The sequence below is a fragment of the Tenuifilum thalassicum genome, assembly GCF_013265555.1.
GTDB classification, from domain to species: Bacteria; Bacteroidota; Bacteroidia; order Bacteroidales; family Tenuifilaceae; genus Tenuifilum; species Tenuifilum thalassicum.
In genome coordinates this window covers 1,281,642-1,296,969 of the sequence record NZ_CP041345.1, presented here as the reverse complement: position 1 = coordinate 1,296,969, position 15,328 = coordinate 1,281,642, and the positions used below count along the sequence as shown (strand labels likewise).

The following is a 15,328-nucleotide window of genomic DNA, read 5'->3' as shown; positions in this document are numbered from 1 at the left end:
AATTTTAAAATCATTATTCATATGAAAACTAATCCTATCAAGTATTACGTTCTTACAATTGGTTTTGGCTTTATAAGTAGCATACTTTTTGCACAGTCATATTCCGACGGTCTACGATTTAGCCAAACAACAAATAATGGAACTGCCCGGTTTGTATCAATGGGGGGCGCATTTGGTGCACTTGGTGCTGACTTTTCTTCAATAGGTGTTAATCCGGCTGGATTAGGTGTATACAAATCGGGAGAATTCACAATTACCCCCTCTTTCAAATCCCAAAAGGTAAGTTCTAATTTTCTAGGAGTTTCTGCTTCAGATAATAAAAACAGATTATATCTCGACAACCTTGGTTTTGTAATGTCATTTAAACCATACAAAACAGAAGAAAAAGGATTATTATCGTATAACATCGCTTTTGGATATAACAGGACTAACGATTTTTACTCAAATACCATTACATTAGGCGATTACAACAAATACTCCATTATGGATTATTTTTCGTCTATAACCTCGGGAAATTATACTCCCCAGCAATTAGAGTATTCCGATAACTATGATCCATTCAATGGCCTTGGTGCAAGCGCTTGGGAATCGGTAATGGCATGGAACACCTATTTGCTATATGAATATGATAACGCTACTGGTAACTATACCCCTGCAATATTCCTTGAAGATTCTGTGAATTATAGAAATATAGTAACAACAGAAGGTGGTTCTGGTGAGTTCACCATTGCTTTTGGTGGTAATATTTCCAATACTTTTTATTTTGGAGCTTCGCTAGGAATTACTGATTTTAACTACACTTACACTTCTACTTACGAAGAAGCAGCTAAAAACAGTAATGGGACTTGGCCCAATGGAGACCGATTCTACAGCCTTAACTACAAGCAATACATTGAAACAAAAGGAACAGGCTACAACCTGAAAATTGGTGGTATTTATGTACCAACTCCTGAGGTGCGACTGGGAGTTTCATTGCACACACCAACATTCTATAATTTTGATGATGCCTTTTCATCATCTATAGTTACCGATTTTGACACAGCTAGTACAGCCGTAAACTTTATAAGTAATTCTCCCTTCGGCAAATACGACTATCATTTTGAAACTCCAATGAAACTTATTGGAAGTGCAGCATTTATAATTATGCAAAAAGGGCTAATAAGTATTGATGTTGAATATGTCAACTATAGTGCGATGCGATTTAGAAAAGGTGGCGATGGATACAACTTCTGGAATTTAAATAGCCAAATGGATAACGTTTTCAAAAATACCTTAAACTATGGAATTGGGGGAGAATACAAACTCGGTAATCTCTCATTAAGAGGCGGTTATTCATTTTATCCCTCGCCATATAAGTCGGGTTACATTAATGAAAAATCAAATATCCAACAATTCTCAGGTGGTTTAGGATATAGAAGTAGAAATATTTCCATAGACCTTGCATACTTGAGAACTATGCAAGACCTAAAGGCTGTTTTTTATAATGGTGATATTCCAATCGTAACTAATAAAATCAGGGATTCTAAAGTATTGCTTACTTTTGGATTCAGATTCTAATGAATATAAAACACAAAAAAAATAAAGGCGCCTAAATGGGCGCCTTTAACATTTATCACCACCTACCAATTATTGAATTTTGCTTTCAACGATAGTTAGAATTTCGGCCTCTTTTTTCTGAGCTTTTTCAACAATCTCGGCACCTTTACTAATAAACTCGTTAGCTTTCTCTTTATCCTTAAGGCCTGCAGCATTAATCTTTACATTTAGATACGCACCCATAACCGCTGAACGAGCAGCTAAAGCGCCAACACCAGCATCGGAAACCGAATTAGGATTTCCATGTTCAGCCATTGCTTTTATCACCTCCATGGATTCATAGCAAAGATTCATAACCTTAAAGGGGACTTCAATGGCATGAAGGGTAGCATCTTGAATAGCCATAGAACGAGCTGCCTTTTCTTCATCAGTTCCCTTGGGTAAACCAAATGCATCCATGATGCGGTTGAATGCAGCCGTATCCTCATCTACCATTTTGATTAGCTGCTCCATGTAATACTTACCTTTTTCGGCCCAGTTTGAAAACTCTTCCCAACGGTCGTCCCAACCTGGTTTATGAGATGATAGGTTTGCCACCATAGTGGCAAGCGCAGCACCAAAAGAACCCATTGCAGCAGATATTGATCCACCTCCAGGTGCTGGTGATTCAGATGCTGTTTCTAAAGTAAACCCTTCAAGGGTTTTATCAACCAATCGCTTTTGATCTTTATCTTCAAGAATATATTCGATTATCTTTTTATCGGGATCAAAAGGATACAGTTCGTCAAGCCCCATAGACTTAACAGCAATCTTTATTATTTCCCTATCAGGTAAACCCAAAGAACGTTTCTGTTTGCGCAAGAAGTACTTACCAGCCTCAAGCATTGCACTCAAAGGAACCACTCCAACTATTTCGGAGCCAGTTACACGCAAACCACGTTCTGCGGCCTTCTTTGATGCCTCTTCAAATGCAACATGGATAGGAGTTACGGTTATATCAGTAAGATTTATTGATACCTGAGCGATACCATACTCATCGATATACCATCCTATAGCCTTACATGCTTTAAGAGAGCCTGGAATCCATATCTGATTTCCATTTTCGTCGGTAGCAATTTTTCCAGTGATAGGGTTACCTATTCGCTTTGGACGACCGCGTTCACGAATATCAAAAGCTACCGCATTAGCCCTACGAGTAGAGGTTGTGTTTAAGTTGACATTGTAGGCAACCAGGAAGTTACGAGCACCAACTGCAATTGCTCCCGTTTTAGGAAGGAACTCCGCAGGGCCAAAATCGGGTTTCCATTCGGGATCTTGTAGCTTTTTGGGTAAACCCTCATACTCCCCTGCCCTACAAATGGCCAAATTGCGGCGTTTCTCTTCAAAAGCAGCAAACTCATAGCAGTAAACAGGTATTCCTAGCTCATCACCAATACGTTTCCCAAGCTTACGAGCATATTCAACAACCTCGTCCATGGTAATGTTTGCAACTGGAACTAAGGGGCAAACATCAGTAGCACCAAATCGGGGGTGAGCACCATGATGCTTACTCATGTCGATTAGCTCCTTGGCTTTTTTTACTGCTTTAAAAGCAGCCTCAAGCACCTCATCGGGAGTGCCTACAAAGGTTACTACTGTTCTGTTTGTTGCTTTACCTGGATCAACATCAATGAGTTTAACGCCATCTACGGCTTCTATCTCATTGGTTATCTGCTTTATAATGCTCATATCGCGCCCTTCGGAAAAGTTGGGCACGCACTCAATAAGTTTTTTTTGTGACATAATGGATATATGTTTGGTATTTAGTATTTTGCTTTTAGTGTTTCGAAAATAAGCTAAACAAACTGATAATCATTACATATTACCAAAAACCTTTTTCAAGATATCGGTCACACGTGCGGCTGGATCTTTTCGTATCTTTTGCTCTTCCTGCTCAATTAATACGAACAAACCATCAATGGCTTTACGAGTAACGTAATCCTCTAAATCGGGGTTCACGGCTTTTCCACCTGTTATAATAGTAAGTCGATTATAGGTAGTAGCAATTGGCTCCCAGTAAGATGTAAGCTTAACTGTTTTAATAGCGTCACTTACAACTGGTTTAAAGGCTTTATAAAGGTTATCGGATGTGGTTTTACGAAAATACTCAGTTGCTGCATTGTCGGGGCCATTAAGAATCGACATGGCATCGGTAAAAGTCATCTTGAATATGGCATCGGTAAAAATGGGTAATGCCTTTTTAGTAGCCTCTTCAGCAGCACGATTAAGGGTTAGGGTAAACCTATCAACTTGTTTGTTGAAACCAGCATCGATAAGTTTTTCTTTTACTTTTTCAGCTTCAGGGGGGAATGGTATAAATATTTTAGGATTCTTATAGAACCCATCAACCTTTGATGCAAGCGCAGTTGAGTTTTTTGCACCAACTTTCAAGGCCTCCTTTAAACCTTCTACCACTTCGGCATATGTTAGCTTAGGCGTTGTTGACGATTGTGCTTGTGGGAAAGGAAAAGTAGTTGGTATTGAAAGTTCAGCACACGACGTAAGAAAAATCACCACAGCAAAAAAGGTTATCCTTTTCATGATACTACGAGTTATTGTTAATTATTTTACCATTCAAAATTACAGTCTCTACCAGGTCTGTTGTGTATGCATATGGCATAAACTCATAAGATGGTATGGGTTTGGTAATAAATACATTGGCCACTTTACCCTTACAGATACTTCCGTGGGTATCGGAAATACCAAGCGCATATGCACCGTTTATAGTAGTAGCATTAATAACCTCTTCGGGCAACATACGCAGCTTAATACAACCTAGCGACATTATAAATTTCATATCGCCCGAAGGAGAAGAACCTGGATTATAGTCGGATGCTAAGGCTATAGGCAGGCCAGCATCAATCATTTTGCGAACGGGTGGATCAATCATTCCTAGGAAGAAAGCAGCACCAGGCAAAAGGGTTGGCATGGTTTCAGAGCCTAAAAGCGCCTTTATTTCATCATCACCAGTAAACTCAAGATGATCAACCGATAATGCATTATACTTAACACCAACCTGAATACCACCAGAGTAGTCGAGCTCATTCGCATGAATTTTTGGTCTCAGACCATATTTTATTCCAGCCATTAAAATCCGCTCAGTATCTTCCACGGTAAAAAATCCTTTATCGCAGAATACATCGATATAGTCGGCTAAGCCTTCGGCAGCCACCATAGGAATCATCTCATTAATAACCAAATCGACATACTCCTCTTGGCGTCCCTTATATTCTGCGGGAATAGAATGCGCTCCTAAAAAGGTGGATTTAACAGTTAGGGGAGATGTTTCCTTAATTCTTCGGATTACTCTAAGCATCTTTAACTCGCTTTCAGTAGTTAATCCATAACCGCTTTTAATTTCAACAGCTCCCGTTCCCTTTCTAATGATTTCATTAATACGTACCATTGCCTGCTCATACAGCTCATCCTCAGAGGTTTGCGCAAGCAACTTTGCAGAGTTTAAAATACCACCACCCCTTTTGGCAATCTCTTCGTATGAAAGACCTTTTATTTTATCGATATACTCAATTTCTCTACTACCAGCATAAACGATGTGTGTATGTGAATCGCAAAACGAGGGGAAAACCATTCTATCAAACGCATTGTAAATCAAAACATCTCCAGGCAGTTTCGATAAGTTTGGAGAATCGCTCATGGGTCCAAAATTCTCAATTTTGCCATCTTTTATCAAAAGGAAAGCATTGTCAATTGTATTGAGCTTAGCCATTTCGTTTCCTGCTTTCCACTTTGCAGGTTTCTCCTCAACCTGTACTAACTTTTTGATATTAAGAATAAGAATCTGCATATTATCAACAATTTATTTCAGCATCGAAGATATGGAATTGTATTGAGAATAGAAATGTTTTTCAGCATTGAAAAACAAAAAAGCCGCTCTGAGAGAGCGGCTCAATCAAATATATTACTTTTTCTTTTTAGCTTGCTGCTGTTGTTTAGCCATTTCTTCAAGTCGCTGTTGCCATTTAGACTTTGTGACTGGCTTCTTAGCGTTTTCATGAAGTTTGGCAAGTAAAGCCTTATCATCAACAAAACGGCGAATCATAAAGGTTTGGCCAATGGTAATAAGGTTAGAAAGGAAGTAGTAATAGCTCAAACCAGCAGAATAGTTATTGAACCATAAAAGAAGCATAATAGGCATCATCCAAGTCATCATAAACTTCATGCCAGGCATTTGAGCGTTTGAATCACCCATTTGATCGGCGTTCATTTTCGATGTTACGAACATTGCAACTGCCATTAAAAGGGTAAACAAGCTGACATGATCGCCATACCAAGGAATAGAGAAAGGAAGATTAAGGATAGAGTCGAAAGAAGAAAGGTCATCAGCCCAAAGGAAGCTTTGTTGCCTTAACTCAAACGATGCAGGGAAGAAACGGAACATAGCAATAAGTATAGGGAACTGGATAAGAACAGGAATACATCCGCCCATTGGATTAACCCCAACTTTTTTGTAGAGGGCCATTACAGCTTGCTGTTTCTTCATGGCATCCTCTTTCTTAGGGTATTTAGCATTAATTTCATCAATCTGAGGTTTAAGCACCCTCATTTTGGCTGAACTTGAATATGACTTGTATGTTAATGGGAAAAGAACAAGCTTGATAAGTATGGTTAGGATAAGTATAATTAGACCGTAGTTAGAAATAAATCGGCTTAAAAAGTTAAATACATTAATTACCACATACTTATTAATCCAACGAATAATATTGCTTCCAAGAGGTACAACCTTCTCAAAGCCTAAGCCATAGGCTTCAAGAGTTTTGAAATGGTTCGGACCAAAGAATAGGCTTAAATTAATGGTTTCTTGAGCAAAATTTTGGAAAGGTAGAGCAAGTCGGGCATTAAAATGTTTAACATGATTGCCATCGTTCAACTTTTCGGATAACAAATCGGCATTTACAAAATGATCTTTAGCAACAATAACAGAAGAGAAAAACTGGTGCTTAAAATTCACCCATTTTAATTTGTTAGATATTTCCTCCTTTTCAGCCCCTTTGCTCCTAGGATTAAGCTCTTCGTAATCGCCATTTTGGAACAGATAAGCTATTGTTGTATAGTTCTGCTCATTCTGTAGTCCTTTTTCTAAGTGTAATAATTTAGTATCCCAAATTAAATCTATATATCCCATTCTGTTTCCAATGGTTTTATCTAGTCCCGAGAACTTGATATCAAAACCAAGCATATAGCTCTCTGGCTTGATAGTGTATGTATAATCGATGTATGCACTATCGCCTGCTTGAAGTCGCATTGTTAGAGAAACAGAATCGGCTGATGCAACAATAACGGAGTCGCTAGATTGTGGTGTAAAAAAGAGATCATTAGTTTTAATTGCCTTGTTATCGCCCCAGAATTGAAGACCAAAAGTGTTCTCATCGCCAGTAAAAAGCACAAGGGGATCGCCATTGTAGGTTTTGTATTTTTTAAGTTCTACAGAGTACACCCTACCCCCCTTAGATGTAAGCGTAACCTTCATTAGATCGTTCTCGAGGGTAACAAATTTTTCAACACCTGATGTAGCATTAGAGAAGGCTCCTAATTGGCTTTCAACCTGTTCTTGCTTAATAGTGTCAACTTCTATCGATGCAACTTTTTTCTCAGCTTTCTCCTCTTCCAATTTTTTCTGTTGTTGCAATGCTTGAACCTGTGCTATTGAATCGGCCTTTCGTTGCATTGCTTCTCGCTCCTCCTTTGATGGCTGAGTGAAGTACCCAAAACCAATCATAATTAAAAATATGAGCACAAGTCCAATAATTGTATTTCTATCCATTTCGAATCTTTTACTGTTAATACTTTAAAAATCGATTAGCTACTTTTTAAAACTCATTGCTGCTTTAACAAAAGCTACAAATAAAGGGTGAGGCTTAGAAACGGTACTACTATATTCCGGATGGAACTGAACACCAACAAACCAAGGATGATCTTGTAGCTCCATAATCTCAACTAGTTCAGTATCTGGATTGATTCCAACAGGTAACATTCCTGCATTCTTAAATTGCTCCAAATACTTATTGTTGAATTCATACCGGTGACGATGACGCTCCTTAACTTCCTCGGCTAGATAAGCCTTATGAGCCTTTGAGCCTTTTTCTATCACACACGGATAAGCTCCTAATCGCATGGTTCCACCCAAATCGGTTATTCCTTTTTGATTTTCCATAAGGTCGATAACAGGGTTTGTTGTATTTCGAACCATTTCGGTTGAGTTGGCATCAGCAAGTCCCAATACATTACGTGCAAACTCAATAACCGCACACTGCATACCCAAACAAATTCCCAGGAAAGGAATTTTGTTTTCACGAGCAAACTTAACTGCTAAAATTTTCCCTTCAATCCCTCTATGACCAAATCCAGGTGCTACAAGTATTCCATTCAAATGAGAAAGTTTCTCATTAATATTCTCTGTATTGAGATCTTCTGACTGAATCAATTCCAAATTTACCTTGCAGTTATTTGCTGCTCCAGCATGTATGAACGACTCAATAATGGACTTATACGCATCTGGCAGCTGAACATATTTCCCAACCAGGCCAATGTTTACCTTTTTAGAGGGTTTTTTAACCCGTTCGACAAACATTTCCCAGTCGGTAAGTTCTGGTTGACGAGCTGGTAAGTTTAGCTTCCGCAGAATAGTTAAATCTAACTTTTCGTGAAGCATCCTAAGTGGCACCTCGTAAATTGTTTTAACATCGATAGACTCAACTACGGCATCTGGATCAACATTACAGAAAAGAGCAACTTTTCTTTTAATCTCCTCGCTAAGGCTCTTTTCAGTACGAAGGACAAGAACATCGGGTTGGATTCCATTTTCGAGCAATTCCTTAACAGAATGTTGAGTTGGTTTTGTTTTTAGCTCACCAGAAGCAGAAAGGAAAGGTACTAGGGTAAGATGAATAAACGCGGAGTTATTGGGACCTAGCTCCCATCGTAACTGGCGAACAGCCTCTATAAAAGGAAGAGACTCAATGTCACCAACAGTTCCTCCAATCTCAGTAATTACAACATCCGTTTTGTTTTTGTTTCCAAGAAGCTTAATGTGGCGTTTAATTTCGTCGGTAATGTGAGGAATAACCTGTACGGTTTTTCCCAAATAATCGCCACGGCGTTCCTTGCTTATAACTGTTTGGTAAATTTTACCTGTAGTAACATTATTGAGCTGGGAAGTAGGGACACCGGTAAAGCGTTCATAGTGGCCTAGATCGAGGTCAGTTTCGGCACCATCCTCAGTCACATAGCATTCACCATGCTCATAAGGATTTAGGGTTCCTGGATCGACATTAATGTATGGGTCGAGTTTTTGAATTGTTACAGAGTATCCTCTACTCTGAAGGAGTTTGCCTAACGAGGCAGAAATTATTCCTTTACCTAAAGATGAGGCAACTCCTCCAGTTACAAACACATACTTTGTTGAAGCAGACGACTGTTGCATTATAAAATGGTTTACTTATCTAGTTGATCAATCATTCTTATCTTTTCGCTCAACTCCTCAATCTCTCTCTTAGCTTTCTCTATTTTTTGCTTAACCTCATTAATCATAGCTTCGGCATTCTTTGTTTTAGCAAAGAATCCAATGTTATTTTCCCAAACAATCAAATCATTCTCTAGCTTACGCATGCGGTTAAACATTTTTTCTCGATCTTTCTTAAGTTTTGAAAGCTGGCGTGGATTTGTTTTTGCCTCTTCAAGCTTTGCTTTAAAAATAAGCATCTTATTGCTCTCATCAAGCTGGTTGATTTTATCAAAATGCTTTTGAATAGCTGCACGGAAGCGTTTTTGGATTTCATCCTTATGCTTTATGGGAACAAAACCTATTTCCATCCAACGGCGCTGAAATTCTTTTAACGCCTTAAGGTTGTCCTCGATATTTTCGCCAAATTCAAATGCTTCAACCTCTGCTATTAAAGCCTCCTTATCTTTAAGGTTTTTCTCGTATGAGTGATCGACAGTAGCAAAGTGCTTAGATTTTTGTTCAAAGAAATAATCGCAAGCAGCACGGAAGCGTTTCCATATTTCATCGGAATATTTGCGAGGTACAGGGCCTATTTGCTTCCAGCGTTTTTGAAGATCAATTAAATCTTCGGTAGTTTTTTTCCAGTCTGTGCTATCTTTCATCGATTCAGCCTGAATGCATAGCTCTGTCTTGAGTTGTAAGTTGTTTTGCTGTTGCTCCTTTATTTCTTTAAAGAAGTCTCTCTTCTTGTTAAAGAAATTATCGCATGCATTCCGAAAACGCTCAAATATCTTATTATTCTCCTTCTTGGTAGCAAAACCAATGGTCTTCCAAATTTTTTGTAGCTCAATAAGATCTTTTGAGAGTTTATTCCATTCTTTGATAGTTTCGGGGTTTTGCGCAGCAAGCTCTTCAGCCTTTTCACATAGCTCTTTTTTTGCCTCAAGGTTCTTCTTGTACTGCTCCTTAAGGTTTTCAAAATGCTCCTGATGCTTTTTATTAATCTTGGTTGTTGCTTCCTTAAAACGCTCCCAAATCTCGTTTTGATTCTCACGTGGCACTGGACCTATTTCGCGCCATTGATCGTGTAATTTTTGTAACTTTTTGAAGGCAGCAACCACATTTGGTTCAAGAAGCAGCTCTTCGGCTTGCTCGCAAAGTTTTATTTTACTCTCTAGGTTCTTTTTAAAATCGAGTTCACGTAATTCCTTGCTAATTTTTACAAAATCGTAAAAGGCTTGTACGTGATGATGGTATGTATTCCAGAGGTCGTTAAGACTTGCCTGAGGCACTGGACCAATTTCAATAAACTGTTTTTGGAGTTCTCTAAACTCTTGATATATTTTTCCTACAGGTTCTGTGCTGTTAACTAGCTCTTTAATCTTTTCAATAACCTCCTGTTTAAGAGCCAAGTTCTTTTGTTTTTCTTCCTCGATTTGAGCATTGTACTGAGCTCTTTTTTGCCTATAAAGCTTAAGCAACTCTTTAATTTGTAACTCAGCATTATCTTCTGGCAGTGTGAATTGCTCAATATCACCTCCACCCTCAACAAATTCTTTCTTTAACTTATCAATCTCGGCCCTGTGCTTACGATAAAATACGCTCTTAATGCTTTCAACCTTTTGTCTAATCTTCTGAATTGGTCGATTATAAATAAGATCCTTTAAGGCTTGTACCAACTCATCCTTAGACATGTTTGAGTAGTCCACAGAAGGTTCATCGTCCTCTTCCTCATTTTCATCGGCGTGCTCATCATCCTCATCATCATCGGTGGACTCATCATCAAGGTCAATAGGCTTTACATCCTCCTCCTCATCATCATTAATATCATCATGGTTTGGAGTTAAAGCTTCTTCATCAGACACCTTATCGGCCGATTCTTTTTTAGGCTCTTCAACAGCATCACTACTATTGTTATTCACAGATACATTCGTACCCTCGACATTCTCGAGGTTTTGATCCTTAGGATCGTTTAGCTCATTCGTGTTCATAGCGCAAATCTTAACCAGTTAGAAATCAGGTATATTTATAAATAATTCGCTACGAAATTACATATTATCGACCGTAACACCAACATTTTATTTGAAAAGAATAGCAATTAACTCTCTTTAAAAAAAATCAAAAAGCTCGAGAACTTATAATCTCGAGCTATTGTTATGGATTATTGCTTAAACTATTAATCGATCTTAATTGTTCTAGGCTTTTGTGGTTTTGCCTCTTCGCGCTTGGGTAAGAAAACAGTTAGAATACCATTCTCGTAACGCGCATCAATTTTGGAAGTATCAATTGTTTTCCCTACAGTAAACACTCGCTCAAATGAGCCAACTAGAAACTCGCAACGCGTATAACTTTCTCCCTCAACAGGATTATTCTCCCTTTCAGCACTTACTTTAAGCAATTCGTTTTCAATGCTTACCCTAAAGTCATTCTTTGAATAACCAGGCGCAGCAACTTCTAAGCGAAAACGCTCAGGTTCCTCATATATATTCACAGCAGGATAGCTTAGCTGCGCATTTGCCAACTCGTTTGTCGATTTAAAAAAGTTATCGAAAATTCTTTCGATTTCTGATCCTGTTCTACGAGTTGCTAAAGGATTGTAAAAACTTAACATTGTCATATTATTAAAATTTTAAAGTTAACATTCATACCAACATCAACACTATAACGAAATTTGTACCAATGCTCACAACTGGCCATTTTGTCAGCAAACACTTAAAAACCAAAGCCATTTTGTCTTATCTTAATAAGTTAATCTCGATTAATTAAACCTATTCGCCTAATATGCAGAATGTTAAAAATTCGAATAAAACAAAAAAATTGCATGCACGTTAGTCAGAAACAAAAAAGTCTAATTATTGGAATTAAATTTTAGTACTTCAGAGAAATAAAAAATCGCCCCAAAATAGGGCGACAAGGTAGTAGTTCTGCATTTAGAGTTTAAGCTCTAATTCATTTGAATCTCTAATGGGTTGCTTTTTTCATAATAGGTTGAAAAAATATGCTCTAACATAGGGCTGTAGAATTTATTAAAGAAATCTCTATCAGAGCTACCCATGTTAAGTAAGCTATTTAGGATTGCACCACCCTTAAGTTTAGAGGTAAACATTGAAACCTGATTCTCGGCAAAATCACCAGCAAAATAGTAAGTAAAAGATTTCTCTGATGCTTTAACAACTGCTGGGAATTGGCTTGTAAGGCCTAAAGTCTTAAGTTTTTCTGCGCCCGCATCTGATACATCAAGTTTAAAATTTGCTAGAACTTTTGAACCTGGGCGAGAAGAAATGATATCGAACCAACCATAGAAATTCACATCACTAACTTGAGTTTCCCATGTTTTCATTTCAGATGAGGGAGTCAACTTTACTAGATCGGAATTTAGGTCCTCGCCTACACATAAAACCTCAACCAACCCTTCGTTACTTATAAGAATAATTCCATCGCATCCAGTAGGCCAAGGTTTTTGATGTTGTTTTTCGTAAAGATTAGCAATCCATTTGGAATTCCCATCTTTAACCACATCTAGTTTGCTAATATATTTACCTGTCCATCCAGTCCATTCAACATTAAAAATATCCTCGGTTTTGATTCTAATAAGGGCATTTGTTGGAGAACTAAACATATTGTACTCACCAATTACTAGCTTTCCAAGAGAGTTCATTCTCTTGATAAAGAGGTAATCGTTTTGGTTCATTCCACCATAAACCTTTGAAGATTTTACTGTTTTGGGCGATTTTTTGAACCATTCATATGAGTAAACACCATAACAATCGGCATAGTATACGGCATCATATACGGCAGCGTAGGCATCTATTTCATTAAGTCTGATGGACTTAATATCAAAAAGGCCTTGCTTGGTATCGATAGGGTAAAAACCCCAGTAATCTTTTAAATGGTTATAAGGTTTTCCGTCGGGCCCAACAAACCTTAACTGGTTGAGTAGCCAAACTACAGATTTATGCTCTATTCTATCGGCTTTTGTAACTGTTTTATCGAGGATGTATATATTTAATTTCTGCGACTTGCCAAAGTACCAAATAAGATGTAGCGCTAATAAAAGGATAAGCATAAATGAAATTGCTACTAGTAAAACGGTTTTAACTTGCTTCATTGCGTAAAATTTAATTACCATTTTCATTTGCAAGTTAAAAAAAATATGAAATATTTTGGCATTAATTTAGAATCCAATGGCAAAACAAACTTTTAATTTTAGTAGTACTCAAACTTTATGGCATTAATCCATTTAACAATATCGTCAATATTATCAGTTGGTGATTGACAAACATTACCGATACAGATTAAATATTTATTAGGGATATCCTCTGAATTGACAAACAATACATTAGGGAAAACTATCTTAGATTTAATATATCTTTCATCTTCTTGAAGGTTTGCTGTGTTAATTTTAATTTGAGTAGTTGGCAAAATTGTGGTAAGAATTTGGTTTGCCCACTCATAAACAAAAACGTTACCATACTCAATATGCTTACTCACATTTGCAAGCATTTGATATGATGATTTTCTATAAGAATCAATATTTTTGATTTCGGCAAGCTGGTTAAGAACCTTTACCATAATTGCAGATGCCGAAGGCATTACACCATCCATTAGTTCCATTTTACGAACAATGAGCTCAGTATTGTGGGGTGTAAAAAAGAACATGCCAGAACTATCGTCGAAAAACTGCTCAAAGGCTTTTCCAACTATTTTTTCGGTAAGGTCTATCCACTTTTTATCATGCGTAGTAAGATATAGCTGAATAAAAGCATTTGCTGTAAACGCGTAATCATCAAGTAATCCCGCACCATAAGTTTTTTCCTTACACGTTATTCGAAAAACTTCACCATTGTCTGTTATATGATTATTGGTAATATAATTTGCTATGCCTAAAGCAAGGTCAAGGTGATGCTCAATAGCAAAGGTATTGTATGAGGTAATTAATCCACTAATCATCAATGCGTTCCATGAAGTTATGATTTTATCATCGACTATTGGAGGTACACGATAGCTCCGATAATCGTTTAGCTTTTTTAAACCACTTTCTAACTTAAGGTCAACCTCATGCTCCGATAAGCCAAAAATGCTGGATAGCTGCGAAGAAGTAAGCGCTCTAAAGGGGATATTCTTATTCTCCCAATTTCCAACTGGGGTAATCCCATAAGCCACACTTAAAAGCTCAGAATCATCCTTTAGGCAATGCTCAAGCTCACTTTTCTGCCAAGTATAAAATCCACCTTCTTGCCCTGCTGTATCGGCATCGAGGGAGCTGTAAAAACCTCCTTGCTGCGATTGTAATTGACGCTCAGCAAAACTTATGGTTTGCTCCACAACTTTCTTAAATGTTGGGTTTGGATTAATCCGGTAAGCTAGCGAGTATACCTCAACTAGCTGCGCATTATCATAAAGCATCTTTTCAAAATGCGGTACGAACCACTTCTCATCTACAGAGTAACGAAAGAAACCTCCACCAATATGATCGTATATCCCACCATTTACAATTTTCTCCAGGGTTAAAAAAACATGTTCCAGCAGCTCTTTCTGCCCTGAATGTTGGCCTGCGGTTAATAAAAACTTAATGAGACCAGGCATGGGAAACTTAGGTGCGCCTCTTGTTCCGCCCAATTTCAAGTCGAACTGCTCCTTGCAAGAGCTGAGGTTCTTTTGAAGTAAATTCTTAAAATCTACATTATCCTTATCAACTTTTGAGTGAATAATTTCTGTTTTTGATATCCCTTGTGATATTTCATCGGCAACATCCAATATTTTGTTTGGTTCATTTTTCCATGTTTCATCAAGGCTTTCTAAAATACTAGCCCAATTCTCCTTTGGGAAATATGTGCCACCGTAAACAGGACGCCCATCGGGGAGTGCAAAACAGTTTAAAGGCCAGCCTCCTCGACCAGTGATAATCTGAACAGCATTCATATAAATCTGATCGATATCGGGGCGCTCTTCCCTGTCAACCTTAATGCAAACATAGCGTTCATTCATGATTTTAGCCACATGCTCATCGGTAAAGGACTCGTTTTCCATTACATGGCACCAATGGCAGCTACTATATCCAATGCTAATCAGCAAAAGCTTATTCTCTTTTTTCGCCTTTTCAAAAGCTTCATCGCCCCATGGATACCAGTCGACAGGATTATATGCGTGCTGAAGCAGATATGGACTTACCTCATTGACTAATCTATTTGGTTTAAAACTATTCGAATTTTTCATTTTATTTTCTTTGGCATTAGGTTTGTTTCACTAACAACAAACTATCGAGTTTTGTTGAAATTTTCTTAAATCAAA

10 protein-coding genes are annotated in these 15,328 nt (G+C 37.8%); 1 reads left to right on the top strand and 9 read right to left on the bottom strand.

Annotation, left to right across the window (positions count from 1 at the left end; translation table 11 throughout):
- Positions 1 to 21: 21 nt before the first annotated feature.
- On the top strand, positions 22 to 1,557 hold the full coding sequence (locus FHG85_RS05340; RefSeq protein ID WP_173073727.1) for an OmpP1/FadL family transporter: 1,536 nt from the start codon (positions 22 to 24) through the stop codon (positions 1,555 to 1,557).
- Positions 1,558 to 1,626: 69 nt separating this feature from the next.
- On the opposite strand, the gene ftcD is transcribed toward FHG85_RS05340, so the two are convergent.
- The 9 genes from ftcD to FHG85_RS05295 form a co-directional block, all read right to left on the bottom strand.
- Positions 1,627 to 3,321, bottom strand: coding sequence for a glutamate formimidoyltransferase (gene ftcD, locus FHG85_RS05335; RefSeq protein ID WP_220429261.1), 1,695 nt, complete (start codon positions 3,319 to 3,321; stop codon positions 1,627 to 1,629).
- Positions 3,322 to 3,390: 69 nt separating this feature from the next.
- Positions 3,391 to 4,116: a DUF4197 domain-containing protein gene (locus tag FHG85_RS05330; protein ID WP_173073723.1), complete on the bottom strand. Its 726-nt coding sequence runs from the start codon at positions 4,114 to 4,116 to the stop codon at positions 3,391 to 3,393.
- Between the two features lie 4 nt (positions 4,117 to 4,120).
- Positions 4,121 to 5,380 (bottom strand): imidazolonepropionase, encoded by a 1,260-nt coding sequence (hutI, locus tag FHG85_RS05325; RefSeq protein ID WP_173073721.1) that lies wholly within the window; start codon positions 5,378 to 5,380, stop codon positions 4,121 to 4,123.
- 114 nt (positions 5,381 to 5,494) lie between these two features.
- The gene (gene yidC / locus FHG85_RS05320) at positions 5,495 to 7,357 is read right to left on the bottom strand and encodes a membrane protein insertase YidC (RefSeq protein ID WP_173073719.1); all 1,863 of its coding nucleotides are present in this window, start codon (positions 7,355 to 7,357) and stop codon (positions 5,495 to 5,497) included.
- Positions 7,358 to 7,396: 39 nt separating this feature from the next.
- Positions 7,397 to 9,016, bottom strand: a complete 1,620-nt coding sequence (locus tag FHG85_RS05315; RefSeq protein WP_173073717.1) for a CTP synthase — start codon at positions 9,014 to 9,016, stop codon at positions 7,397 to 7,399.
- Between the two features lie 11 nt (positions 9,017 to 9,027).
- Positions 9,028 to 11,028 carry a DUF349 domain-containing protein gene (locus FHG85_RS05310; RefSeq protein WP_173073715.1) on the bottom strand — a complete coding sequence of 667 codons (2,001 nt, stop codon included), beginning with the start codon at positions 11,026 to 11,028 and terminating at the stop codon, positions 9,028 to 9,030.
- A 185-nt stretch (positions 11,029 to 11,213) separates the two neighbouring features.
- On the bottom strand, positions 11,214 to 11,654 hold the full coding sequence (locus tag FHG85_RS05305; protein WP_220429239.1) for an Hsp20/alpha crystallin family protein: 441 nt from the start codon (positions 11,652 to 11,654) through the stop codon (positions 11,214 to 11,216).
- A 327-nt stretch (positions 11,655 to 11,981) separates the two neighbouring features.
- Positions 11,982 to 13,145 carry a hypothetical protein gene (locus FHG85_RS05300; RefSeq protein ID WP_173073712.1) on the bottom strand — a complete coding sequence of 388 codons (1,164 nt, stop codon included), beginning with the start codon at positions 13,143 to 13,145 and terminating at the stop codon, positions 11,982 to 11,984.
- Positions 13,146 to 13,243: 98 nt separating this feature from the next.
- Positions 13,244 to 15,253, bottom strand: coding sequence for a thioredoxin domain-containing protein (locus tag FHG85_RS05295; RefSeq protein ID WP_173073710.1), 2,010 nt, complete (start codon positions 15,251 to 15,253; stop codon positions 13,244 to 13,246).
- Positions 15,254 to 15,328 lie beyond the last annotated feature (75 nt).